General features: G+C 70.1%; 20 protein-coding genes and 1 pseudogene. 12 read left to right on the top strand and 9 right to left on the bottom strand.

Annotated elements, in window-relative coordinates; genetic code table 11:
- Positions 1 to 36 precede the first annotated feature (36 nt).
- Complete coding sequence (locus IT293_14540) at positions 37 to 1,473, top strand: coniferyl aldehyde dehydrogenase (GenBank protein MCC6765872.1); 1,437 nt, start codon at positions 37 to 39, stop codon at positions 1,471 to 1,473.
- An 85-nt stretch (positions 1,474 to 1,558) separates the two neighbouring features.
- Here IT293_14540 and IT293_14535 read toward each other — a convergent pair whose 3' ends face one another.
- From IT293_14535 to IT293_14515, 5 genes are all read right to left on the bottom strand, one after another.
- Positions 1,559 to 1,966: a pilus assembly protein gene (locus IT293_14535; protein ID MCC6765871.1), complete on the bottom strand. Its 408-nt coding sequence runs from the start codon at positions 1,964 to 1,966 to the stop codon at positions 1,559 to 1,561.
- A gap of 292 nt (positions 1,967 to 2,258) precedes the next feature.
- Positions 2,259 to 4,943 (bottom strand): S8 family serine peptidase, encoded by a 2,685-nt coding sequence (locus IT293_14530; protein MCC6765870.1) that lies wholly within the window; start codon positions 4,941 to 4,943, stop codon positions 2,259 to 2,261.
- A gap of 492 nt (positions 4,944 to 5,435) precedes the next feature.
- Entirely contained in the window at positions 5,436 to 8,084 is a 2,649-nt protein-coding gene (locus tag IT293_14525; GenBank protein ID MCC6765869.1) for an IPT/TIG domain-containing protein, read from the bottom strand.
- Between the two features lie 49 nt (positions 8,085 to 8,133).
- The gene (locus IT293_14520; protein ID MCC6765868.1) at positions 8,134 to 8,673 is read right to left on the bottom strand and encodes a hypothetical protein; all 540 of its coding nucleotides are present in this window, start codon (positions 8,671 to 8,673) and stop codon (positions 8,134 to 8,136) included.
- Positions 8,674 to 8,903: 230 nt separating this feature from the next.
- Complete coding sequence (locus tag IT293_14515) at positions 8,904 to 9,191, bottom strand: PepSY domain-containing protein (GenBank protein MCC6765867.1); 288 nt, start codon at positions 9,189 to 9,191, stop codon at positions 8,904 to 8,906.
- A 148-nt stretch (positions 9,192 to 9,339) separates the two neighbouring features.
- On the opposite strand from IT293_14515, the gene IT293_14510 reads away from it, so the two are divergent.
- The 6 genes and pseudogenes from IT293_14510 to IT293_14485 all read left to right on the top strand — a co-directional run bounded on the left by IT293_14510 (position 9,340) and on the right by IT293_14485 (position 14,727).
- The gene (locus tag IT293_14510) at positions 9,340 to 9,660 is read left to right on the top strand and encodes a PepSY domain-containing protein (GenBank protein ID MCC6765866.1); all 321 of its coding nucleotides are present in this window, start codon (positions 9,340 to 9,342) and stop codon (positions 9,658 to 9,660) included.
- Positions 9,657 to 10,331, top strand: a complete 675-nt coding sequence (locus tag IT293_14505) for a response regulator transcription factor (protein MCC6765865.1) — start codon at positions 9,657 to 9,659, stop codon at positions 10,329 to 10,331. Before IT293_14510 ends, IT293_14505 begins: the two co-directional genes overlap by 4 nt.
- A gap of 94 nt (positions 10,332 to 10,425) precedes the next feature.
- Positions 10,426 to 11,706, top strand: coding sequence for a sensor histidine kinase (locus tag IT293_14500; GenBank protein ID MCC6765864.1), 1,281 nt, complete (start codon positions 10,426 to 10,428; stop codon positions 11,704 to 11,706).
- Between the two features lie 78 nt (positions 11,707 to 11,784).
- Positions 11,785 to 12,897 carry a mitochondrial fission ELM1 family protein gene (locus IT293_14495; protein ID MCC6765863.1) on the top strand — a complete coding sequence of 371 codons (1,113 nt, stop codon included), beginning with the start codon at positions 11,785 to 11,787 and terminating at the stop codon, positions 12,895 to 12,897.
- A gap of 335 nt (positions 12,898 to 13,232) precedes the next feature.
- On the top strand, positions 13,233 to 14,399 hold the full coding sequence (locus IT293_14490) for an ATP-binding protein (GenBank protein MCC6765862.1): 1,167 nt from the start codon (positions 13,233 to 13,235) through the stop codon (positions 14,397 to 14,399).
- Between the two features lie 103 nt (positions 14,400 to 14,502).
- Positions 14,503 to 14,727 (top strand): annotated as a pseudogene (locus tag IT293_14485) (SAM-dependent DNA methyltransferase).
- Between the two features lie 228 nt (positions 14,728 to 14,955).
- Here IT293_14485 and IT293_14480 read toward each other — a convergent pair.
- Complete coding sequence (locus IT293_14480; GenBank protein MCC6765861.1) at positions 14,956 to 16,764, bottom strand: DUF885 domain-containing protein; 1,809 nt, start codon at positions 16,762 to 16,764, stop codon at positions 14,956 to 14,958.
- Between the two features lie 146 nt (positions 16,765 to 16,910).
- Between IT293_14480 and IT293_14475 the strand changes: the two genes are divergently transcribed.
- The 5 genes from IT293_14475 (at position 16,911) to IT293_14455 (ending at position 21,042) form a co-directional block, all read left to right on the top strand.
- A complete protein-coding gene (locus IT293_14475; protein MCC6765860.1) occupies positions 16,911 to 17,357 on the top strand; it encodes an MAPEG family protein in 447 nt (148 codons plus the stop codon).
- Between the two features lie 40 nt (positions 17,358 to 17,397).
- On the top strand, positions 17,398 to 18,594 hold the full coding sequence (locus tag IT293_14470; protein MCC6765859.1) for a cytochrome P450: 1,197 nt from the start codon (positions 17,398 to 17,400) through the stop codon (positions 18,592 to 18,594).
- Positions 18,595 to 18,650: 56 nt separating this feature from the next.
- Positions 18,651 to 19,874 (top strand): CoA transferase, encoded by a 1,224-nt coding sequence (locus IT293_14465; protein MCC6765858.1) that lies wholly within the window; start codon positions 18,651 to 18,653, stop codon positions 19,872 to 19,874.
- A gap of 50 nt (positions 19,875 to 19,924) precedes the next feature.
- Complete coding sequence (locus IT293_14460) at positions 19,925 to 20,668, top strand: methyltransferase domain-containing protein (protein ID MCC6765857.1); 744 nt, start codon at positions 19,925 to 19,927, stop codon at positions 20,666 to 20,668.
- A 164-nt stretch (positions 20,669 to 20,832) separates the two neighbouring features.
- Entirely contained in the window at positions 20,833 to 21,042 is a 210-nt protein-coding gene (locus tag IT293_14455; GenBank protein ID MCC6765856.1) for a dodecin domain-containing protein, read from the top strand.
- 4 nt (positions 21,043 to 21,046) lie between these two features.
- On the opposite strand, the gene IT293_14450 is transcribed toward IT293_14455, so the two are convergent.
- Genes IT293_14450 through IT293_14440 form a run of 3 tightly spaced genes read right to left on the bottom strand, consistent with a single transcriptional unit; the run spans position 21,047 to position 24,200 of the window.
- Entirely contained in the window at positions 21,047 to 22,516 is a 1,470-nt protein-coding gene (locus IT293_14450) for a wax ester/triacylglycerol synthase family O-acyltransferase (GenBank protein MCC6765855.1), read from the bottom strand.
- A gap of 59 nt (positions 22,517 to 22,575) precedes the next feature.
- Positions 22,576 to 23,574 carry a ferritin-like domain-containing protein gene (locus tag IT293_14445; protein ID MCC6765854.1) on the bottom strand — a complete coding sequence of 333 codons (999 nt, stop codon included), beginning with the start codon at positions 23,572 to 23,574 and terminating at the stop codon, positions 22,576 to 22,578.
- Positions 23,571 to 24,200 (bottom strand): TetR/AcrR family transcriptional regulator, encoded by a 630-nt coding sequence (locus IT293_14440; GenBank protein MCC6765853.1) that lies wholly within the window; start codon positions 24,198 to 24,200, stop codon positions 23,571 to 23,573. Before IT293_14440 ends, IT293_14445 begins: the two co-directional genes overlap by 4 nt.
- Between the last annotated feature and the right edge of the window lie 49 nt (positions 24,201 to 24,249).

Genomic DNA, 24,249 nt, shown 5'->3' with positions numbered 1-24,249 from the left:
CACACGTCCGTCGCCGCACAGGAGGAGGATCACACCATGGCCCAGACCGCTCAGCTCCGTCGTCTCGAGGTCGTCGAGAACGAGGCGCAACGCGTCTTCAACCTGCAGCGCGCCGCCTACCTGCGTCATCCCTACCCCTCGATCGACGAGCGCCGGACCAACCTCGAGACCGTCGAGCGCATCCTGGTCGACCACGCCGACGCGATCGCCGAGGCCATCAACGCCGACTTCGGCCACCGCGCCGCCGAGGAATCGAAGCTGCTCGAGCTCTTCAACTGCGTCGACGGCATCCGCAACGCCAAGAAGCAGCTCGGCAAGTGGATGAAGCCGCAGCACCGCCACGTCGGCATCCTCTTCGCGACCGCCAAGAACCGACTGATCCCGCAACCGAAGGGCGTGATCGGCGTGGTGTCGCCGTGGAACTACCCGCTCTTCCTGACCATCAGCCCGCTCACCAGCGTCCTCGCGGCCGGCAACCGCTGCATGATCAAGATGGCGAGCAACTCGCAGAACCTCTGCCGGCTCCTCGCCGAGAAGTTCAAGCAGGAGTTCCCCGAGGACATGGTCGCGATCCTGCCCGGCGTGAAGCCGCACGACTTCACGACCCTGCCCTTCGACCACGTCATCTTCACCGGCTCCGCCGACGCCGGGCGCACCGTCATGCGCTCGGCCGCCGAGAACCTGACGCCGGTGACGCTCGAGCTCGGCGGCAAGTCGCCGACCATCATCGCGCCCGACTACGACGTCGAGACCGCCGCCGGCCGCATCCTCTACGCGAAGTTCGTGAACGCCGGGCAGACCTGTCTCGCCCCGGACTATCTCTTCATCCCCGAAGGCAAGGTCGACACGTTCGTGAAGTGCGCCGAGAAGACGATGGCGGAGCGCTATCCCGACACGAACGATCGCAGCTACACGTCGGTGATCGACGAGAAGTCGTACCGGCGGCTCCGCAACACCCTCGACGATGCCCAGAAGAAGGGCGCGCAGATCGTACCGCTCGTGCCGGGCGCCACGTTCAACGATCAGTTGCGGAAGATCCCGCCGCACCTCGTACTGAATCCGACCGACGACATGATCATCATGAAGGAGGAGATCTTCGGTCCGCTCCTCCCGATCAGGACCTACAAGACGATCGACGAGGTGCTCGCGTACGTGAACGCCAAGGACCGCCCGCTCGGGCTCTACCTCTTCACCGACGACAAGGCGGTCGAGGACAAGGTACTCTACGGGACGATCTCGGGCGGCGTCACCATCAACAACTGCATGTTCCACATCGCCCAGCACGACCTCCCGTTCGGCGGCAGCGGCGCGAGCGGCATGGGCCATTACCACGGCTGGGAAGGCTTCCAGGAGTTCAGCAAGATGCGGCCGGTGCACACGAACCCGAAGCTCTCCGGGATCCAGATGTTCTACCCGCCGTACACGAAGCTGCACACGCGGCTCTTCGATCTCCTCCTGCGCTTCAAACGCTAGCGGCGGCCGAGCGGTTCCGGCGTCACGCGGAGCCGCTGCGGCATCAATGTCGACCTGGTCGCTCGACGATGCGGGCGCGGCGCTCTCAGGCGTCCGGAGGGCAGATCAGCGGGATGGCCTCACGCTTGTTGCGGCGATAAACCCGGAAGTCGCCACGATCGACGGTGATCACGCTATGACGGGGATGGAGCTCGCTCATCCGGATGAGACAGAGGTCCGCGAGATCGGGCTCACGGTCGGCATAGCGCTCGGCGAGCGCGTTCAGCTGGACCAGGTGGTCGTTCACGTCGAAGGCGAGAGAGACGAGTCCGTCCCGCAGCATGGCGAGCACGATCGCGACGCTGCGAAGATGAAACGCCGTCTCGGCGAGCACCGCTTCGCAGGTGAGGAGTGGCTCCGTCACGCGTTCCGCCACGCCGACTGCCCAGGAATGGTGGCGATCCATGCGATTGGCGAACGCGACGAGCATTCCCGTGTCGGCGATCCCCTTCACGAACGGGAGAAGCCTTTCCGAGTCGAGAGGTCGCGCGCCCCGCGAACGATGCCGGCGAGATGCATGAAAGGTCGACCTCGATCGCCCGCCTTCGCCTTCTCCAATTGATCGCGGACGATCCTGCCTTGCGAGACGCCGGTCTTGGCCGCCGCGTCCTCCAGCCAAGCGGCGAGTTCTGGTGTAAGACGAACTGTTATTGTGTGACTCACTTGCCAATTAGCTACTACGCCGTTGACTGCTCGGCAAGGGCAGGCCGGCCACTGTCCCCATCGGGCAGTCGTGATAGCCGCCGTCAGTTCACGGTCACGGTCGTCGGCATCACGAAAATATTGTCGGTCTCGTTGCTTTCGACGACCGCGGGTGGCCTGTCGGCGATCACGAGCACGTGGTACGTGCCCGCGGCCACCGGGAACTGGGGCGCGAACGTGGTGTCGAAGTTGCAGAAGCTCGACTGACCGGCGCCGAGCGGGACGGCGCGCTGGCAGCGCGTGAAGTAGACGTCCCCCCCGTCGAACTGGGTGTCGGCGGAAAGCCAGAACTCCTGGTAGTTCGGCGCGGCGTCGGCGGTGCCCGCGTTCAGCAGCGTGCGCGCGACGGTGACCGATTGCCCCGCCGTGAGCGGGCTCGAGACCGAGGCATCGGTGATCCGGAGGTTCGGGAGCGCAACGGTTCCGACCGCCGTGATCGGGAGGTGCAGCGAGCCCTTGCCCTTCAGCTGCAGCGTCGCGTGCGCGACGGTGCCGGGGGCGAGCCCGCTCTTGTCGACCGTGATCGGGAAGGTCGCGGTGCCCCCGGCGGGAAGCGTAATCTCGGCCGGCACCGAGATCGTGAGCCCGGCGGCCGGAACGACCGTCAGCTTCCACACGCTGTCCTTCTCGAGCTCGCTCTGGAGCGTCCGCTCGACCGTCAGGGATCCCGGGGTCGACGCCGGCAGGAACAGGCTCGGGTGGTTCACCTTCCAGAGCTCCGCCGCATGATCGCGATAGTCCTGTGCCGGTACGTCGAAGGTCGCGCCGGGGGCAAGCGCTCCTTTGAGTGCGATGCGGCCGGCGCCGGCGTCGAAGGGCGTGAACGGCGTGACGCCGTCCTCCCGTACGACGGTCTTGGTCCACGCGGTCGTCATGAGCGCCGACTTGATCCGTCCGGGGCTCCAGCTCGGGTGGAAGGCGCGAAGGAGCGCCGCCGCGCCCGCCACGTGCGGGCTCGCCATCGAGGTGCCCCCGATCGCCTGGAAGAGCTCGCCGTCGACGTGCTCGGGGAGGTAGCCGGCCGGCGTGTTGCCGGCGAGGATCTGGACCCCGGGCGCGGCGAGGTCGGGCTTCAGGATGCCGAGCGACAGATCCGGCCCGCCGCGCGAGCTGAAGGTGGCGATCGTATCCCCGCGGCTCCCGGCCGGCTTGCCCTGGGTGAAGGACGCGGTGAGATCGGCATGCGCGGCGGCGAACGCGACCAGTACGGCGCCCTCGGCGCCGTCGACCATGATGCTCGGGATCGCCATGTTGTCGGTCGCGAGGCCGAGGAGCGACGGGTCCGCGAGGTCGTTGTAGAGGACCATGCCGGCGGCGCCCCGCTGCGCGACGTTGAAGCTCTTGCGGGTGCGGCCGCTGCTGCCGCCGCGTTTGCAGCCGACGATCATGCCGGTGAACGCGCCGTCGGCGGTCGCGCTGTCGCAGTTCGCGTCGCCGGCGCTCGCCGCCAAGAGGAACGGTGCCGGCTCCTTGATTCCGGGCGTGATGCTCGCGCCGAGGAGCTTCAGCTTGGCGCCGTCCTCGGACTTCACCGTCAGCTTGCTGCGATAGCTCTTCTTCTTCGTGCTCGCGGCGACGCTCGTCACCCAGCCGCCGCGGTGGGCGACGGTGTTCGCCGCCGGGCCGTTGTTCCCCGCCGAGGCCGCGACGAAGATGCCGCTCGCGTACGCGTCGAGGAACGCGAGCTCGACCGCGTCGATGTACGGCTCGTCGCCGCCGCTGATCGAGAAGTTGACGACGTCGACGCCGTCGAGGATCGCCTGTTGGATCGCGGCGACGCTGTCGGAGCCGCGGCACCCGCCCGGAGCAGCGCCGCACACTTTGTAGGCGATGACGTGCGCGCGCGGGGCGACGCCCGAGACCTTGCCGCGCGGGATGTCGTAGAGGGTCGCGGGCACCATGCCGTTCCCGGCCGCGGTCGTCGCGGTGTGGGTGCCGTGGCCGTCGGCGTCGCGCGCGCTCGTGAAATCGTCAGCGGGGTGGGCGCACGTCGTGCAGGCATCGTGGCCCGCCATGAAGCGATACGCGCCGATCAGCTTGCCGTTGCAGGCGAAGGGCGGACCGGGGTTGGCGCCGCCCGAGAACTCGCACGCGCGTGTCCCCGGCGGGGCGACGTAGGGCTTGCCCTTCGGATCGGGGTCGGCGAGCGACGGGTGTTCGGGCCAGATGCCGGTGTCGAGGACGCCGACGATCACGCCCTCGCCGGCGCTCCCCTGGCCGCCGAGCTTCCCCCAGACGGCTTTCGCGCCGATGAACGCCGGCGTGAGGTCGGTATCGGGGTCTCCGAACGTTTCGCGATACACCGCGACGACGCCGGGCAGGGCCTGCACGCTCGCAAGCGCGCTCTCGGGAATCTGCACTGCGACACCGCCAATCACCATGTCGTAGCCGTAGAGAACGCGGGCGCCTGGGACGGCGCTTCGCGCGGCGCGCGCGAAGGCATCGTGCTTGCGCGCCAGGTGGGCGCGGTAGGCGCCGACCGCCGCGGAGCGCGGATCGAGGCGCACGGCACCCGTCACGCGCGGGCTCGTCGCCGCGAGACCCCGGATCGTGCCGCGGTAGGTCGCGACCGGCTCCTCGTCGAGCTTCACGATGACGGTCACGAGGTCGTTCGACCCCGTCGAGGGCCGCTGTATGCCTCCGACGTCGGCCGGCGCGGCGGCGGCTGGTGCGACGAGACCCGCGATCGACAGCGCGACGGCCGCGGCGCGGAGGATCAGGACGGACATGCGGATCTCCTTGGGAGCCGACGTCACGGGCGGGCCGCAGCGTGGCGGATGTCGTTGCGTGACGATGCTAAAGAGCGGGGCACCGAACGTCAATTCGCACAACGTGCACCCGGCGCGGGGCATTCGCCCTGGCTTTCGCTAGCGGGGGTCATCGTCCTCGAGATCGAGCGTTCGGCAGCTCGTCCTGCCCGCAGGACTGACGCGCCGCGCGACACCGGCGCGCGATCTTTCGATCCTCTTCCGACCTCGAGGACCGGAGGGTGGCGGCACGCGAAGCGCGCCAGTCTCGAAGTAGCTGCTCCGCGCTCACGCCAGATTGCGCTCGAGGATCTCCGTCACGTACGAGCGCCGCGCCGCCCACCGCGGGGAGTGCGCGACCGACGCGGACACCGCGCCCACCGCGGCCGAGGTCACCTCTCGCTTCGGCCAGAGTACGGGCTCGTGAACGCGCTGATCGGCCGATCGTGAAGCTGAGGAGAATCTGAAAATGATCTAATGACAGGTGATCGCCCCGCCGCCACGCGCGGCGGCGCACGCGGGGGACTCCGGCGCCGGCCCCGGGAATCGCAGGTCGGCGCAGAACCCGCCGTCGCCGACCGGTCCGAGCGCGAGCCGCGCGGCGAGGGGCAGGGCCGACGCGCCGACCGCGACGGCGCTCCGACCGCTCATCCGAAGATCGACCTCACGGCGTCCGTACGTCGGCTGGCCCGTCTTGACGCGCGCGCTGGTCACGCCGGCGACGCCGAACGGATCGACGAACGTGAAGCTCGTGCGCGCGCGGTTCGCCTTCCACCCGGCGCGCGTCGCACGGTCGTAGAGGCCCGGGGGCAAGATCGCGTCGAGCACGGCATTGCCGTCGCCGTCGTGAATCTCGATGCGCAGCCCGTCCTGGCTCGGGTCGAGCGGAGCGGCCGGCTGTGCGGTGACGGCGACCGTGCCCCGGAGCTTGATCCGCCGCTCGCCGGCAGCGCCGCGCGGGCCGCTCAGCGCGAGATCGCGCCGTGCGGCCGACGGGCAGGGCGGCGTGGCGAAGCGGCCCTGCGCCCAGCGGTGCATGCGATCGACCGTCGTGACGTCGACCGCCACCGGCAGGATGATCACCGCACCGAGGGTTCCTGCGTACCCCGTGTTCGCGACGCCCGCATAGCCGCCCGCGCCGATGCGGCTCCAACCGTGGAACGGCGTGTAGCCCACGTCGACCGGGCTGCCCACCGCGACTCCGTCGACCCAGCCCTGGACGCGTCCGTCGGTCGAATGCGTGAAGCCGGCGAATCGCACCTCGCCCTGATGCTGCTGCAACCCGGACCCGAAAGTGGCGAAGTCCCAGCCGACTGGGGCGGCAGAGCTCGTGTAGTGCAGGCGTCCGTCGGTGAGCCCGGCGGCGCAGTACTGCGCGTCCCCGTCCCCGACGACGGTCCACAGCGGATTCAGGACGGGCGGCGTTTGCCAGTCGGGCGGCGTCGGCATCCACGGGGCGCGCCCGACCCAGAACACGGAGCGCCCGCCGGGCTGCAACTCGGGAGTCGCGAGCTCGAGCACCGACGCCCAGCCGTCGAACTGGATTCCCGGGATACCAGGGCCGAGCGCGTCCGGATCGAGCACCGGCCGCGCGTCTCCGGTCGCCGACACGACGACGGCGCCGGCGCCGCGGTCGGTCCAGGAGTCGACGGCGACGCCGCGAAACGCCCGCATCCGCCACGCCGATCGGTCCGCGTCGCGGATCGTCGGCCCGACGCCGAAGGAGTAGTTGCCGCCCGCGTAGAGCAGGAAGTCGCCGCCGATCGCGACGCCCTGTGCGTGCGACTGGGGATGGATGTTGCGCTCGGGCGCGAAGGCGGTCCAGGTCTCGCCGTCCTCGGAGAACCAGGTCTCGTTGAGATTGCCGAATTCATCGCCGCCCGACAGCACCCAGAGCTTGCCGTCGAATACCCGCACGTCGTGCCAGATGCGCCCGCGCCAGGGCGGCGCTGCGTGCTGCTGCCAGGCGACGCCGTCGCTCGAGGACCAGACCTCGGGCAGGTAGGACGAACCCACCGCGTCGTCGCGGTAGCGGCCGCCGCCGATCAGCCACATGCGGCCGGCGAACTCGACCAGGTCGTTGAAGATGCCGCGCCCCGACCAGCGGGTCGCGCTCGGCGGTGCGTCGGCGGCGACCTGCACCCAGTGGACGCCGTCGTCGCTGCGCCAGACGTCGTTGTGGTAGACGAAGTCCTCGCGCGGTCCGTCGAGCGTCTGGCCGCCCACCACCCACAGCTTGTCGTCGTACACGCCGGCGACGAGGAGCGCGCGGTCCGCCCACGGCGTCTCGGCGACCTCGACGGTCCAGTTCACGCCGTCCGTGCTCGAGACGACGTCGTGGTTGTAGCGTTCGAGCCAGAAGTCTCCGCCGACGATCCAGAGCTTGTCGCGCCAGACGAGGGTCGCGTGCGCGTGGCGGCGGTCGAAGAGCGGGTGCCCGTCGGGCAGCTCCTCGCGCCAGCGCACGCCGTCGGCGGTCGACCAGACCTCGTTCGTCGTGGGACGCGGCGCCAGACCGGACGCCGGGTCGACGCCGTCGAAGCCGTCGGGGACGGGATATGGGTTCCATCCGCCGATCATCCAGAACCGGCCGGTCGCCGGAAGGTAGGCGAGTGTGTTGCCGTCGCGCGCGCGCCAGTCCGGCGCGATCTCGGTGGTCAGGCGCTGCCACTCGTAGCTGCTGGAGGGCGTGCTGCCCTGCACGCCGCTCGCCGCGTCGAACACGCGTGCGCCGGGAAGCTGGGCAGGGCTCCATGCCTCCACCGCCGCGCGCAGGGTCGCCTGCTCCGCGCCGCGCGTGAAGACGACGTCGAGTCCCTGGCCGGGAGCGACCGGTCCGGATCGCGCCGACAGCGTACCGTCGTCGAGCACGACCAGGTCGCCCGCCGGAGCGCCGCCGACTGTGAGTTCGGTCACGCCGGTGAGGCCGCTGCCGCGCACGAGGAGGCGCGTGCCGCCCTGGGGATCGACGAGGGTCGGGTGGATGGCGGAAAGCGCGGGCGCCGCCTCGGCCGTGCGGACGAGCCCGCACGGTGCGGCCGCGCCGCCGAGCAGCGCCGACAGGACGAGCAGCGAGCATGCGCGCGCAAACCGACGACCGTTGCTGGACCAGGAGCGCCCCATCCGCGACGGGTAGCAGACCCGTCCTGCCGCGGGCAATGCAACCGACGCGCTACGGGTTGCGCGCGACGTCGGCCGGAAGACACAGCACCTCGTCCTTCACGACATCCACGGTGAGCGCACCGAGCGCGTCGGCGACGTGGACACCGAGGCGCTTCACGTGCTTCGGCGCCTGTTTCGGGCCGCCGTCCTTGTCCATGACGTTGACCTTCTGGTCGAAGATGTCGATGCCCGTGTACGGCATCTCCCAGTCGCCCGGAACGAAGAGACTGATCCGACTCGTGCCGTTGGGAAACCAGCCGGAGTACTGTGAGCAGCTCCACCACGGTTCCGCGGCCGGACCGCCGCCCACCATTCCGTGCATGTGGATCTGGTCGCCATGGCGCGCGACGCGCGGGACCACCTGCACGATACCCCAGGTCTGGCCGCTCCAGAGGGCGGCCGTGGCAGCGAGCCTCTCCGACACTACGGCGTCGGCCAAGGCGATCGCGCCATCCGCCCCGGGAAAGACAGCCGGGCCCTGCCGCATCGGGACGAACAGCAGAGCGGCCGTGAGCGCTGCGCAGAGCAATAGCCGGAAGCGGTGGCGCACGAGCAGGTCTCCCAGAGCAAAAACAGCCAGCGTGCCAGGGACGGACCGCGCCACCACGCCGTGCGACAGCGCGAAGATCCTTTCGGGCGGGCGCTCGGACGCGCGTCTCACACGGGAATCGCGCACCGGCTTCCCGGGCATGAGAAGCCGAGCCGATCTTCCTCCTCAGCGCAGCGAACATCGCTACGCAACGGCGCAGCATTCCGGGATCGCGCAGATGGCGCGCCATCCTACGAATCGCGTTCCTCGCGCAGGATGCGGCCGTCCCTGGGATCGATGTGGAGGTCCACGGGCACACCCGCGGGCGAGATGGCGTCGGCTTCGTATTCGCCGTCGTCGTATTCGAGGTCGTGCACGTGGGTGTAGCCGGCCGCTTCGACGATGCGGGTGACTTCCGGAAACGACAGCAGGCTGTTGGCCTCGGAATGCGCCGCGGCCGGGATGACCCCGACCGAAACCGTGATGATGAACGCGACGAGGCTCGCGCCGGGGATGCCATACGTGGAAAACCTCAACATGGTAGCGCTCCTTTGTGTGGTGCTTGGGCGCCCGATTGCGCCGATGACCGAACCGTAGAGCGCGGGCCTGAACCCGTCGTGACTCCGCCGTTCATCTGACGTTTAATGCCGGGCGCTAACTCAGATCGTGATCGTGCCGAAGTTTCCAATCTTCCTGCCGTGGGTCCTCCTCGTGGCGCTGGCCGCCCCGCTCGGAGCGACCGACTCCGACTCCAACGACCACGTGCGCGCACGCCTCGCGCGCGAGGCCGGTGAGATCGTGCCCCTCGCGACGATCCTGGCGGCGGTCGACGCCGCCTACGAGGGCAAGATCGTCGAAGTGGAGCTCGAGTGGGAGAAGGAGCGCTGGGAGTACGAGATCGAACTCCTCACCGACAAGGGGCACGTCATCGAGCTCACCTACGACGCCGTGAATGGTCGCCTGCTCCGCACGGAGGGCATCGGCGCTGACCAAGCGCGGAAGCGATGAAGATCCTCGTAGTCGAAGACGAGCCGGCGCTTGCCCGAGCGCTCGCCGACGCGCTCGACGACGCCGGGTTCGTCGTGGAGCACGTATCGAACGGCGAAGAGGCGCTCCATCTCGGCGGCATCGAGCCCTATGACGCCGTGGTGCTGGATCTCGGGCTTCCGCTCCTCGACGGCGTCACGGTGCTGCAGCGCTGGCGTGCCGGTGGCGTGACGGTCCCCGTCCTCGTGTTGACCGCGCGTGGGCGCTGGCCGGAGAAGCTCGCGGCGTTCTCCGCCGGTGCCGACGACTACGTGACGAAGCCCTTCGAGATCCAGGAGGTGATCGTGCGCCTGCGCGCCCTCCTGCGGCGTGCCGGCGGCACGGCCGCGGCCGAGTTCGCGTGCGGACCCGTACGGCTCGATCCTTCGCGCGGCAGCGTCACCGTGAACGGCACGCCCGTCCGCCTCACCGAGCGCGAGCTCCGCATCCTGGAATACCTCCTGCATAGACGCGGCCACATCGTGAGCCGTCTCGACATCGTCGACCACGTCTACCATCGCGATCACGACCGCGACTCCAATGTCATCGACGTCCTGATCGGCCGCATCCGGAAAAAGCTCGGCGTGAACGTCATCGAGACCGTGCGCGGCCTCGGCTATCGAATCGATGAACCGGAGGAGGCCATGTCGTGATCGAGGCTCCCGGAGGAACGTCGCCCTGACGATCCACACGGAAACGACGCGCGGCACACGCTCGCTTCGAACCCGGCTCCTCGCCGCCACGACGGTGTGGATCGTTCTCGCATTCCTCGCCGGGGGCATTGCACTGTCGTGGGGGTTCCGGCGCGCCGTCGAGTCGGCGTTCGTCGCTCGTCTCGATTCGCTCCTCCTCGCCGTCGTCGCCGCGATCGAGGTGCCTCCTACCGGCGCGCCGACGCTCGCACGCGACATCCCCGATCCGGCTTTCGATCGCGTCTATTCGGGCTGGTACTGGCAGGTGAGCGACGGTACGCACCGCCTGACGTCCCGCTCGCTCTGGGATGCCGTGCTGGCGTCCGCCGCCACCCAGTCCGCGGAACCCGCCGCGCTCCGGCTCGTCGGGCCGCGGAACGAGGCGCTCCGCGTCGTCGAGCGGCGCTTGACCTACCCCGGCCGTCTCCAGCCGCTCGTCGTGACGGTCGCCGCGCCGCAAGCCGAGCTTCAGCGCGACATCGCGCGCTTCGATCGCCTGCTCGCGGCGGCCCTCGGCGCGCTCGCCGCCACCTTGCTTCTCGCCGTTGCCGTGCAGGTCGGCTACGGCCTCCGGCCGCTTCGCCGCCTCGGACGCGAGCTCCGCGACGTGCAGCACGGCCGCCAAGCACGGCTCGGCGTCCGCTACCCACACGAGATACAGACCCTGGTCGGCGCCATGAACGACGTTCTCGACCGCGACGCAGGCCGGATCGCACGCGCGCGCGAGCACGCGGGCAATCTCGCCCACGGCCTGAAGACGCCGCTCGCGGTGCTGGCCGTCGAGGCCACGCAGCCTGTCCCCGACCGCGCGCGCATCGCCGCCGAGGTGAAGCGCATGGCAAGCGTCATCGACCGCCATTTGACACGCGCCGCCGCGGCCGGGTCGCACCAGGCGGTCGGCCCGCGCGCCGAAATCGGTTCGGTCGTGGCGGAGATTCGCACAACGATCCAGCGCATCTATGCCGAGCGCCGCCTCGCGATCGACGTGCGCGTGCCTGCCGGCCTCGTCTTCGCAGGCGAGCGGCAAGATCTCGAAGAGATGCTCGGCAACCTGGTCGACAACGCCGGGAAGTGGGCGGCGAGCCGGGTCAGCATCTCCGCCGAGCGCCGCGACGACGCCCTCGAGATCGCCGTCGGCGACGACGGCCCCGGCTTGTCGTCGGCCGCGACGTCGCGCGCCGTCGAACGCGGGACGCGCCTCGATCACGACACGCCTGGCTCGGGCCTCGGACTCTCGATTACGAGCGACCTGGCCGCACTCTACGGCGGAACCTTGCGCTTCGATCGCGGGACGCTCGGCGGATTGCGCGCGACGCTCCGTCTGCCGATCGCGTAGCGACTCGAAGCGACAAGATGAACGAAGGGTGAATGCGGAATTCATGCCTCATTCAGCGTCGCGCGTGCATGCAACGGCATGCACGCGATCTCGTCGTCGCTGAACGCAAAGGACTCGCCGCGCACCTGGATGCTCCTCGGCGACAAGACCGGCGACAACGAGCAGCTCCGCACCCTCGGCCGCTCGCTCGGCTGGCCGATCGAGGAGAAACACCTGCACTATACTCGGGCGTTCCGCTTGCCGAACGTCCTGCTCGGCGCGACCCGCGTCAGCCTCGCCGCCTCGTCGCCGTCGCTCTCGCCGCCATGGCCCACCATCGTGTTGGCATCCGGCCGGCGCGCGGTACCCGTCGCCCGCTGGATCCGGAGGCGCAGTCTGAACCGCACCCGTCTGGTCCATCTCGGCCGGCCTCGGGCTCCGCTTCGATGGTTCGACGTCGTAATTGCTCCGCCCCACTACGGCATCCCAGCGGCCCCGAACCTTCTGACCGTCGATCTGCCTTTGAATGCCCTCGCGTCGGAACGCATCGATCGCGACGCCGCCCACTGGCGTTCGCGCGTCTGCGCGGCTGCGCCGCCTCATCTCGCGCTCGTGGTTGGCGGCGCAACGAAGTCGATCGCCTTCGATGCCGACGCAGCGACACGGCTCGGAAAGACCGTGAGCGCGCTCGCGCGCCGCGAAGGCATGTCGGTTCTGGCGACGACGAGTCGCCGGACTCCGCTTGACGCCGTAGAGGCACTGGCACGAAACCTCACCGTACCGCACGTCCTCCATCGCTGGGAGGCCGCCGGCACCGACAACCCCTATGCCGCCTTCCTCGGGTTGGCCGAGCGTATCGTCGTCACCGGCGACAGCGCCTCGATGATCGCCGAGGCTTGCCGGACCGGAAAGCCGGTCACGGTCGTCCCGCCTCGTCAGCTCGACGTCGCGGGATGGCTGGAGCGCCGCGTCCGCGGCACGGTACTCGCAACGCCGCTCCGCCGGATCGGCCTCTGCAACGGCCGGCCGGACATGAACATGCTGATCCGCCGCCTTGCGGATAAGGGACGGGTGTCGGTGCTCGGCGGCGCTGACAGCGCAGCCGCGTCGAAGCCGCCGCGCGACGAACTCCTGGCGATCGCCGACCGCGTCCGCTCCCTTGTCTTACGAGGATCCGGGTCTTTCATGGATACCGCGACGGCCGCCAGGTGAGACCATGTCGCAACGCTTCGGCGGGGAAGGCTGGATTGGGATGGTGAACGGCGTCCCGTCCTCGCCTTTCAGCGCGAGGATCATTCCGCCCGGCGCCTGAACCGTCGTTTCGGGGAGTTCTTTGACGAGACCTCCCGGAGGGGTATCCGTTCGGCGAAGTTCGGCGAATCGCGAGGCGCTCGGATGGAGGATGATCCGCGCACTGAAAGAAGCGCGGAATGGGTGCGGCCCGCGGCGTCGCGGCGAAGGCGCTGCGGACGCGAGCGCTACGAGTCGCCCGTAGCGAGATCCAGGTCAACCTTGCATTTGTGGAGTGAAACCCCATAATTGCGCGCATGCTTTCGCGCCGCCTCCTGCCGGACCTGACCGCTGCCCTGGCCGAATTCCCGGCCGTGGCCCTGCTCGGACCGCGCCAGGTCGGTAAGACCACCCTCGCCCTCGAGATCGCCAAGGAGCGACCCGCCGTCTACCTCGATCTCGAGTCCGAGGCCGACCGGGCGAAGCTCACCGAGCCGGAGCTCTATCTGCCGCAGCACGAGGACAAGCTCGTGATCCTCGACGAGGTCCAGCGCACGCCACAGCTCTTCCGCGGCCTGCGGGGACTGATCGACGCCGGCCGGCGGCGCGGTCGAGGCAAAGGGCGCTTTCTCATGCTCGGCTCGGCGTCGATCGACCTGCTCCGACAGTCGAGCGAGTCGCTCGCCGGGCGCATTCGCTACCTGGAGCTCGCGCCGCTCGACGCGGGCGAGGCCGGCCGGGAGCGTCTCGACGGCCTCTGGCTGCGGGGAGGATTCCCCGACAGCCTGCTCGCCGCGTCCGATGCGGCGAGCCTGCGCTGGCGCACCGGTTTCATCCGCACCTACCTCGAGCGCGACATCCCGCAGCTCGGGCCGCGCATCCCGGCGGAGACCCTGCGCCGCTTCTGGATCATGCTCGCGCACCAGCAAGGGGGACTGCTGAACGCCGCAGCACTCGCCCGTGCCCTGGCGGTAGATGGCAAGACGATTGCCACCTACCTCGACCTGATGGTGGACCTGCTGCTGGTGCGTCGGCTCCCTCCATGGCACGGCAACATCCGCAAGCGGCTGGTCAAGTCGCCCAAGGTCTACGTGCGCGACAGCGGCATCGTCCACGCGCTGCTCGGCGTCGCCGACCGCGAGGGGTTGCTCGCCCACCCCGTCGCAGGCGGGAGCTGGGAAGGTCTGGCGATCGAGTCGCTGATCGCGGCTGCCTCGGCTGGCACCGAAGCGTACTTCTTCCGCACCGCGGCCGGCGCGGAGATCGACTTGCTGCTGAAGATTCCGGGCCGACGCAAGCCGTGGGCGATCGAGGTGAAGCGCGGGCTCGCGCCGCAGCTCGAGCGCGGATTCCACCTGGCCTGCGATGACGTCCGGCCCGAACGGCGCCTCGTGGTCTACGGCGGAACGGAGCGCTTTCCACTCGCCGAAGGCGTGGAGGCCGCCTCGCTCGTCGACCTGTGCGAGGAGGTGTCGGCCGCATGAGCCAGTTCACCTTCCTCCAGCGCGAATGAGCCGCGGTCTTTGAGGCCGCGTCGAGAAGAAGGACGCCGACGCCGAGGACTCCGACGAGTACCGCGCGCTCTCGATCTTCAGGGTGCCGCCCGAAGCGCGCTGGCAGCACCTGAAGGCCCAGGCCTGCCAGAGCACCGTCGGCCAGCTCGTGGACGACGCGATGGCCGGGATCGAGCGCGACAATCCCGCGCTCAAGGGCGTGCTGCCCAGGGACTACGCCCGCCCCGCGCTCGACAAGACGCGCCTCGGCCAGTTGATCGACATGATCAGCAACATCAAGGTCGGCGACGAGGCTAGCACCCATGGCGGCGACGCGCGCGTACATGCCGAGCCCTTCGAGGCGATCGAGCTGGACCTCGGCCGCTGGTGGATGCCGTCCTGAGTCGGTGCCGGTGCCTTGTCCTCGGTCTCCGTCGCGGGCAAAGGCGACGAACAGGCCGTTGCTGGTCCCGGGACGGTCGTCACCGGCGCGAGCACCTGCGACGGCCAGCCGATCGTGGAACCCAGACCCCGTGGCGCGGACGGGTCAATCCGCGCGCTTCGTCGCGAGCCACTCCTCGACCTGGCTCCGCAGCACACCGAGCGACACCGTGCCGTTCCCGATCACGACGTCGTGGAACTCGCGGACGTCGAATGCCGCGCCGAGCCCCGTCTCCGCCCGCTGGCGGAGGGCGCGGATCTCGAGCTCACCGATCTTGTAGGCGAGCGCCTGGCCCGGCCAGACCGCGTAGCGATCGACCTCGACGGCGATGTCGCCCGGATCGTGCGCGAGGTTCCGGCGCATGTAGGCGCGGGCGCGCGCCCGCGACCAGCCGTACGCATGGATGCCGGTGTCCGCGACGAGGCGCACCGCGCGCAGCATCTCGTCGTTCAGGTTGCCGAGCCGCTGCATCGGCGTCCGGTAGACGCCCATCTCGCGCCCGAGCCTCTCGGCATAGAGCGCCCATCCCTCGACGAACGCGGTCGAGCCGAAGATCTTCCGCTGGTACTCGGACAGCCGGTCCTTCATCTCGAAGGCGAGCGCGATCTGGAAGTGATGTCCCGGGACCGCCTCGTGGAGCGAGAGCGTCGGCACGCGGTCCCTGGCGACGGCGGCGAGGTTCATCGTGTTGAGGACGAGACGGCCGCGCGGCACGGTGTCGGTCGGTCCGGAGTAGCTCGCGGCGGCGCTCCGCGGGTTGCTCGCCGACACGATCTCGTAGTCGCTCGTCGGGCGCAGGTGGAACCAGCGCGGCGTGAGCGCGTCCATCTCGCGCTTCACTCCGCGGAACGCCGCGAACATCTCGTCCGCGTCGCGGAAGCGGTTCGCGGGCGCCCGGCGCCACGCGGCGAGGAAGGCTGCGCGCGAGCCCGCGAAGCCGACCTCGCGCCGGATCGCGTCCATCTCTGCGCGGATGCGTGCCACCTCGCGGAGGCCGATCCGGTGTACGTCGGCCGCCGCGAGCGGCAGATCGGTATTGGCGAGGATCGCGTACGCGTACCACTCGCCCCCGCGCGGCAGGCCGCCGAGCCCGAGGCTGCGACGGCAACGCGGGCGGTACTCGTCGCGCAGGAACGCGTCGAGCTTCCGGTAGCCGGGCACGATCAGGTCGGCGATCGCGCGCCGGAAGCCGGCGCCGATCCGCGCCCGGTCGGCGGCAGCGAACTCCGCCGGCATCACCGTCATCGGACGCCAGAACGGATGGGCCTCGTCCGCCGCCGCGAGCGCCGCCGCGTAGGTCTTCCGCGAGGCGTCGACGATGCCGCACTCCTGGACGATCCCCGCGGCGATGCCGCGCCGAAGTGTCGCGATCTGCCGGTCGACGTACGCCGGGAAGCCGTCGGCGCGGGCGAGGAAGGCCTCGTAGTGCGCGACCGAGTCGAACGGAAAGTCGGTGAGCGCCGGATTGGTGTCGTCGAGGAAGCGGAGGGCGCGGTTGTCCATCTGGGTGAAGTCGAGAAGCTCGCTCGGGAAATCGAAGCCGAGGAGCGACACCTCCACATCCCCGCGAAAGAGTGAGAAGGTCCGGCGATCGCGAGGCGCGAGCCGCTCGGGCCGAACCGCGCCGAGGGCCGCGAGCGCGGTCTCGTACGTCCGGCGAGAGCGCTCGCGCTGCTCGGGGCTCGGATAGTCGCCGAACTTCGGGAGATCGTCCTCGATGCCGAAGTAGTAGGCCCAGTACGGGTCGACGCGCTTGCGCGCCTCGGTGAACGCGGCGACGACCGCGGTGAGCTTGCGCGCCTCGTCGACCGCGCCGTCGTCCGTGCACGGTCCATGCATGCGCGCCGCGGGCGTGCACGCGGCGAGGAGGAGCACGAGCGCGACGACTACCGCGCGGACCGGCGACGACCGCATCGCCGGACTTCCTACACGCGCGCCGCGACCCGCGCCACGCGCCGCGCGGGCCGCGCCCGGAGGTCGACCCGCGCGGCGCGCGCCATTGACCGTCACCCGGACGCATGGCACTGGCGAGCGACGACCGCTCACGAGGGAGGACGCGCGTGGAAACCTTGTTGGCCAATCCCGCCTTTCGGACCTACGCCTTCTGCACCGCCATCCTCGGCCTGAAGATGGTGTTCTCGGCCGTCTACACCGGCACGCAACGCTCGCGGACCCGAGGCTTCATCAACGCCGAGGACGCCGCCACGTTCGGACCGCCGGGCGCGACCGCCGGCGACCAGGAGCACCCCGAGGTCGCGCACGCGCTCCGCATCCAACGGAACGACCTCGAAGCCATTCCGATCTTCTTCGCGGTCGGCCTCGTCTACGTGCTGACGGGCGCGTCGCCCTTCGGCGCCAAGGTCTTCTGCTGGACCTTCACGCTCGCGCGCCTGGCGCACACCTACTGCTACATGCATCACATCCAGCCGTGGCGGGCGGTGAGCTTCGTCGTCGCGACGTCGGCGACCGTCCTCATGGCGCTCCGGGTGCTGTGGACGACGCTCTGAACGGGCACCGGCGACGCCGACCGATGCCCGGCCGCGAGCAATGACCGTCGATCCCAGGAACGCGCCCGAGGAGCTCTGGGCGCCGCTCAACGACCCCGCCTTCTGGGCCGGCGATCCGGGGCCGCACCTCACGCGCCTGCGTCGCGAGGCACCGGTCCTGTGGAACCCCGTGTTCCGCTATTGGGCTCTCGCCCATCACGCCGACGTCATGACGGTCTCGCGCGACCCCGCGACCTTCTGCTCCTCGCAGGGCGTCCTCGCGGTGGAGATCGGCGTCACCTACCCGTTCCCGCCCACGATGATGCACACCGACGCGCCGGAGCACTCCCGGTATCGGAACCTCGTCCAGCCCGGGTTCGCTCCGCGCGTGATGCGCGCGCTCGAGACGCGGGTGCGGACGCGCGCGGGCGCCTTCGTCGAGCGGCTCACCGCGGGCACGACCGTCGACTTCACCGAAGCGGTCGCGATCCCCTTCCCGGTGGCGATCATCCGCGAGCTCCTCGGACTCGACCACGTCGACGACGCGCGCGTCCTGCGCTGGTCGGACGCGGCGATCCCCGGATCGACGCCCATGACGCGGGAGGAGATCGAGGCGGCCCGCGCGGATCAGCGCACGACGCTCCTCGCCGCGACCATCGCCCGGCGCGGCGTCGACGGCGACGACCTCACGACCGCGCTCGCCAACGCCGCGATCGACGGCGACCGCCTCACCGACGACGAGATCCTCCTGTTCCAGGAGCAGCTCCTGATCGCCGGCAACGAGACCACCCGCAACATGATCTCGGGCGGGATGGCGGCGCTCGCGACGCGCCCGGAGGCGTGGGCGCGCCTACGCGCCGAGCCGGCGCTCGTGGCGCCGGCGGTCGAGGAGTGGCTGCGCTGGACGACCCCCGTCATCTCGTTCATGCGGACGGCGACGCGCGCGACCGAGCTCGGCGGCGTCGCGATCGCGGCCGGTGAGCCGGTCCTGATGCTCTACGCATCGGCCAACCGCGACGAGTCCGTGTTCGGCTCGAACGCCGGCGAGTTCCAGGTCGACCGCACCCCGAACCCGCACGTGGCGTTCGGCTTCGGCCCGCACGTCTGCCTCGGCGCCGCGCTCGCCCGCCTCGAAGGTCGGGCGCTCCTCGAGAAGCTCCTCGAACGCTTCGCGACGGTCGAGCTCGCGGGTGAGGTCGTGCGCACCGAGTCGTCGGTGATCGCGGGCATCCGCGCGCTGCCGCTCCTGCTGCGCTGAGCGGCGACGGCGTGCGCCCGCTTGCGGTCGCTCCGGCGCGCGCATATGCGAGCCCGATGACCGCGTCCCGCATCGCCCCGCTCTCCGGCATTCGCGTGCTCGAGGTCGCGAACTGGCTCGCGGCGCCCGCCGCGGGCGCGCTCATGGCGGATCTCGGCGCCGAGGTCGTCAAGATCGAGCCGCCCGAAGGCGACGTCTTTCGCGGCTACCGCATGACGTCGATGGGCTACTCGCGGCCCTTCGAGCACAACTACGCCTTCGAGTGCGACAACCGCGGCAAACGCTCCGTGACGGTCGCGCTCGATCGCCCCGGCGGTCCCGCGCTCGTGCGGCGGCTCGCCGCCACGTTCGACGTGTTCCTCACGAACCTCATCCAACCGCGCTGCGTACGCTACGGCCTCGACTTCGACGACGTGCGCACCGTGAACCCGCGCGTCGTCTACACCGCCTTCAGCGGCTACGGACGCCGCGGTCCCGACGCGGGCCGACCCGGCTTCGACTACGCGGCCTTCTGGGCGCGCACGGGCATCATGGGCCTCGTCGGCGAGCCGCCCTCGCCGCCCCCGCTCTGCCGCGCCGGACAAGGGGACCACACGACCGCGCTCAACGTCCTCGCCGCCGTACTCGCCGCGCTCCGCGTTCGCGACCGCACCGACGAAGCGCAGTACGTCGAGGTCACGTTGCAGGGCACGGGCATGTACACGCTCGCGACCGACTTCCAGGCCGCGCTCGTGCAGCGCGAGCAGCCGCGCCGGCACGACCGCTCACGCCCGGCGAACCCGATCTGGAACTCGTACCAATGCCGCGACGGCGAGTGGATCCTGCTCGTCATGCCGCAGCCCGATCCGTACTGGCCGCGCTTCTGCGCCGCGCTCGGAAAGCCGCAGTGGGGAAGCGATCCGCGCTACGATTCGCTCGCGAAGCGGCGCGACGAGACGGTCGAGCTGACGGCTGCGATCGCCGCGGCGTTCGCGACCAGGCCGCGCGCGGAGTGGGCGGCGCGGCTCGACGCCCACGGCCTCATCTGGGCGCCCGTCGCGACACTCCCCGACGTCATCGCCGACCCGCAGGCGCGCGCCATGGGGTGGATCACCGAGATCGACCATCCGACGTTCGGCCGCTTCGAGACGATCGGCACGCCGTTCCACATCGCGGGCGCCGACGTCGGTCCGCGCGGCGGCGCACCCGAGGCCGGCGCGCACACGTTCGAGGTGCTGGCGGAGCTCGGCGTCGATGACGAGGAGATCGCCCGCCTCGCCGCCGACGGCGTGCTCGGCTGAGGCCGGGGCGTGCGACCCGAAGTTCTTCGCGGTCGGGAACCGAGCGGCGCGTGACCGGACCCGCGCGCCCGCGCAGCGACCAGGATCTCCGCACGACCAACCAGCGGTTCTTCGACGACCTCTGGCGCGAGTCGCGCCTGATCGGCCCCGAGCGTTTCAACACCTGGCCGCTCGTCCGCGACCTCGCCGCCGGGGCAACGCGGCGGCTCGAGGTGGCGCCCGGGCTGCGGCCGCGCCTGCCGATCGCGGGCACGCACTTCGCCGACATCAGCGGCCCGGCGGTCGCCGCGCTCCGCGCGCACGGCGGTCACGCGACGCGCGCGTCGATCACGGCCCTGCCGTTTCCGAGCCGGCGCTTCCAGCTGGTCTGCGCGCTCGACATCGTCGAGCACGTCGAGGACGACGACGCGGCGCTCGGCGAGCTCACCCGGACCGCGGCGCCGGGCGCGACGTTCCTCCTCTCGATCCCCCTGCACCCCGAGCGCTGGACGATGCTCGACGAGCTGGTCGGGCACTGTCGCCGCTACGAGCCCGCACGCCTGCTCGCCATGCTCGACCGACACGGGCTGGTGGTCGAGCAGACGGCCGAGCACTCGATGCAGCCGAAGTCGTCCCGGCTCATCGACTGCGGGATGTGGTTCCTCGTGCACCGCCGCGGCCGGGCGATCTGGTGGTACAACCACGTCTTCATGCCGCTAGCGCTCCGCTTCGAACGCAAGCTCGTGTTGACCCGGGGCCTCGTCGATCTCGAGCGGGCCGACGAGATCCTGCTGGTCTGCCGCCTCGCCGGCTGACCCCGGCGCGTTTCCCGCGCGCGGGGAGGCGGCCCGCCCCGTCTCACGCAGGCCTGGGAAAACGGGACCGCCGGGACGAGGAGATTTCGTTGGCGCGGTTCTTGGGAGTAGGCTCGTGGGCGTTCGTTGGCCCAATTGAACCCAACCCGACAAGGAGGTGTCCCATGGCGGACAGCGTGTACAAGATCATCGAGCTCGTCGGCACCAGCCCCGATTCCTGGGAGAAGGCGGCCAAGGTCGCCGTCGAGCGCGCCGCGAAGACCCTGCGCGATCTCCGCGTTGCCGAGATCGTCCAACTGGACATGACGGTGGAGGACGGCAAGGTCACCCTCTACCGGGCGAAGGTCAAGGTCTCCTTCAAGTACGAGGACTAGCGCATCACGCGCCGCTTCCGGAGGTACGGACGCGCTCCGTATCCCGGGGGCGGCGCGCCGCCTCCTGCATGGCGCCTACGGCGCGCACGATGCCCTCGGCGAGCTTGGCCGGGTCCGGCACCGCGCGCGGGCAGGTGGCCAACCCGACGTGGATCGTGTCGATGTAGCTCACCACGCTGATGTTGACGCCCGCACCTTCGAGCACGGGACCGATCGGATATGCCGCGACGAGCCGGGCGTTCCCGACCGACAGTGAGAACGGCGGCCCCGGAACGTTCGAGATCACCACGCTATGGGGCGGCGGCAAGCGGTCCGCGAGCCGCCAGCGCGAGTAGAGCCCCATCGCCGCGGCGAACAGCGCCGGCGGCGCGAGATCGACCCATTCGGCGAGCATCGTCGCGCCGAACGACCCGTGGATCTTCTTGGCGCCGCTCGTCTGCCCGTGCACGAACGCCAGAACGTCCTCCACGCGCGTGAGGTGCACCGGCAGGCCGACGAACATCACGGAGACGCGGTTGGTCGCCGGCCCGGCCCCGGGGGCGCCGTGCTCGGAGACGGGCACGCTGGCGACCAGCGGTCGGCCCGGCGTTTCACCGTGCGCGCGCAGGTACTCGCCGAGCGCCAGCGCGGAGCCGGCGAGCACCACGTCGTTCACCGTCACGCCGAAGGCGGCCTTCACCTCCTTCACCGCGGCGAGAGGCACGCTTCCGAACGCGACCCGGCGCTCCGCGGTGAGCGCCCGGTTCAGGAGGGTGCGCGGCGCCGAAAACGGCAGCGTCGGCGCCGCGTCGGCATTGGCGTTCTCGATCGCGGTGCGCATCACGGGTCCGAGAGCGGCAACGGTTCGCGCCAGCGTGCGGTACACCCGCAGCGGCAGCGCCAACGCCGACGATAGCACCGACGCGGCGAGCTCGGGGAGCGACGGCTCGGTCGGCCCGGCGGCGGGCGCCTCGGGCGCGCCGCTCAGGTAGGCGTCGGCGAAGAGGCGTCCCAAGAGCTCGACGCCGGAGACGCCGTCGACCATGGAATGATGGACCTTCAGCACGATGCCCACCAGGCCGCCTTCCACTCCGGCCAGGGCCCACAGCTCCCAGAGCGGCCGCTCGCGGGCGAGCGGCGTGCCGGCGATGCGGCCGACGTGCTCCAGCAGCTGCTCGCGCGATCCCGGCGGCGGCAGCGTCACCAGACGCAAGTGGTCGCGGAGATCGAACTCGGAGGCCTGCACCCAGGCGGGATGGGTGATCGTGAGCGGCGCCTCGACGAGCCGCTTGCGAAAGGTCGGCTCCGACGCGAGGCGACGCGCGAGGCGCTCGGCCGTGGATGCGGCGACCATCTGCGCGTCGGGAGCCTCGCCGTCCGGCAGGCGAACGCCCGGCGGCTCGAACAACATGGTCGCCGTCACGTGCATGTGCTGGCTCGGCGTCTCCAGGTAGAAATACGCCGCGTCCGCCGCACGGAGCTGCTCGACGCTCATGGGTACGACCTTACCGAGTCGCCGGGAGACCTCAAGCCCGACGCTCGCCACGACGGGTGTTACGCGCTCGCTTCTTCGTGCTCGAACTTCAGGATGTCGAGCTCGTGGAACCGCTCGCGCACCCACGGGGTGAGAAGCCCGAGCCGTTTGCAGTTCGGCACCACCTTCGAGAACAGCATCTTCTGGAACTCGCGCATGATCTCGGACTGCATCACGATCTGGTGCGTCTCCTCGATCGGCAGCCCCATCTCCTGCCACACCTCCACCGCGTAGAGGCGGTCGCGCATGAGGCGGCAGCCCTCGTAGGTGAACTCCTCGCGCTCGCGGAGCTCGCGCTCGTTGAAGTCCTTGTACACGCCCTCGAGGGACAGCACGCCGAATGCCACGTGGCGCGACTCGTCGCGCATGATGTACTGCGTGAGCTGCTTCAAGAGCGGCTCGTTCGAGAACTTCTCCATGAGCCCGAAGGCCGCCATGGCGAGGCCTTCCACCAGGATCTGCATGCCGAGGTACTTCATGTCCCAGCGCGAGTCGGTGAGGATCTGGTCGAGCAGCGTCTTCAAGTGCGGGTTGATCGGGTATTCCTTCTTGACCTTGTCGCGCAGGTAGTGGTCGTAGGTCTCGACGTGGCGCGCCTCGTCCATCACCTGCGTCGCTGCGTAGTACTTGGCGTCCATCCACGGCACCGCGTCGACGATCTGCGCGGTCGCGAGGAGCGCCCCCTGCTCGCCGTGCAGGAACTGCGAGAGGCTCCACGAGAGCTGCTCCTGGCGGAACTTCCGGATCTCGCGCTCGGTGAGCTTCGCCCAGAGGCGCGTCCCGAAGAGCGGGTTGTTCATGTCGGGAAGGTTCTCGGCCTCGGGATCGACGTCGATCGACCAGTCGAGCGCGGTCGCCTGGTCCCACTGATTCTGCTTGGCCTTGTCGTAGAGGGCGCGGAGACCGGCTTTGAACGAGTCGTACGACCACGTGTAGCAGGTGTCGAAGGTGGTCGAGAGGCGCTCGGTGAAGTCCTCGACGGCGTCGAGGTCGCTCGCGGCGACGGCGGGCTCGGTCATGGGTGTTCTCCTTGCACCGTCGTGCCCTGCGTGAGCATGCGGTGAGTCATGGACGTGATCTCTTCGATGGAGACGTCCCGGCGGTCGATCCACCAGGACACGACTTGCGTGAGCAACCCGACGATCGCCTGGGCGGCGAACGCCGGGGGGAGGTCGCGGAACGCGCCGGCGGCGACGCCGGCGGCGAAATCCTGCTCGATGTCGGCCACGAAGATCTGATGGACCTCGCGCAAGAGCTCGTTGAAATGCGCGCTGTGGCCGAAGAGGATCTTGAAGACGTCGCGGTTCTCGGCGGCGAACCGGAAGAAGGTCTCGCCGCCGACGCGGGCACGCTCCACCGGATTCGCGTGCGCGGCCTTGGCGGCGTCCATCGCCTCCTTGGCGGCGAGCGCGGTTTCGCGCACGAGGTCGGCGAAGAGCGCATCCTTGGTGGGGAAGTACAGGTAGAACGTGCCGGTGCCGACGTCGGCGGCGGCCGCGATGTCCGCGATCTTGGTGCCGTGGAATCCCTTGGTCGCGAGCATCCGCTTGGCCGCCGCGAGGAGCCGGCTCCGGGTGCGGGCGCGGCGGCGGTCCTGCCGGCTCCGATCATCGAGGTTGGCGAGGGTCGCTGTACGTGTCGGCATGGGGCTGGTGAGCTTCAATTCAGAAATGAACGGCCGTTCAGAAGTAGGC

Source organism: Deltaproteobacteria bacterium, assembly GCA_020848745.1.
Taxonomy (GTDB): Bacteria; Desulfobacterota; Binatia; order UTPRO1; family UTPRO1; genus UTPRO1.
This window is presented reverse-complemented; position numbering and strand designations above follow the sequence as displayed.

Coding starts and splice junctions, on each gene's coding strand:
- IT293_14540 (MCC6765872.1), top strand. CDS start 37: ATGGCCCAGACCGCTCAGCTCCGTCGTCTCGAGGTCGTCGAGAACGAG.
- IT293_14530 (MCC6765870.1), bottom strand. CDS start 4,943: ATGTCCGTCCTGATCCTCCGCGCCGCGGCCGTCGCGCTGTCGATCGCG.
- IT293_14525 (MCC6765869.1), bottom strand. CDS start 8,084: ATGGGGCGCTCCTGGTCCAGCAACGGTCGTCGGTTTGCGCGCGCATGC.
- IT293_14515 (MCC6765867.1), bottom strand. CDS start 9,191: ATGTTGAGGTTTTCCACGTATGGCATCCCCGGCGCGAGCCTCGTCGCG.
- IT293_14505 (MCC6765865.1), top strand. CDS start 9,657: ATGAAGATCCTCGTAGTCGAAGACGAGCCGGCGCTTGCCCGAGCGCTC.
- IT293_14495 (MCC6765863.1), top strand. CDS start 11,785: ATGCACGCGATCTCGTCGTCGCTGAACGCAAAGGACTCGCCGCGCACC.
- IT293_14490 (MCC6765862.1), top strand. CDS start 13,233: ATGCTTTCGCGCCGCCTCCTGCCGGACCTGACCGCTGCCCTGGCCGAA.
- IT293_14480 (MCC6765861.1), bottom strand. CDS start 16,764: ATGCGGTCGTCGCCGGTCCGCGCGGTAGTCGTCGCGCTCGTGCTCCTC.
- IT293_14470 (MCC6765859.1), top strand. CDS start 17,398: ATGACCGTCGATCCCAGGAACGCGCCCGAGGAGCTCTGGGCGCCGCTC.
- IT293_14465 (MCC6765858.1), top strand. CDS start 18,651: ATGACCGCGTCCCGCATCGCCCCGCTCTCCGGCATTCGCGTGCTCGAG.
- IT293_14455 (MCC6765856.1), top strand. CDS start 20,833: ATGGCGGACAGCGTGTACAAGATCATCGAGCTCGTCGGCACCAGCCCC.
- IT293_14450 (MCC6765855.1), bottom strand. CDS start 22,516: ATGAGCGTCGAGCAGCTCCGTGCGGCGGACGCGGCGTATTTCTACCTG.
- IT293_14445 (MCC6765854.1), bottom strand. CDS start 23,574: ATGACCGAGCCCGCCGTCGCCGCGAGCGACCTCGACGCCGTCGAGGAC.
- IT293_14440 (MCC6765853.1), bottom strand. CDS start 24,200: ATGCCGACACGTACAGCGACCCTCGCCAACCTCGATGATCGGAGCCGG.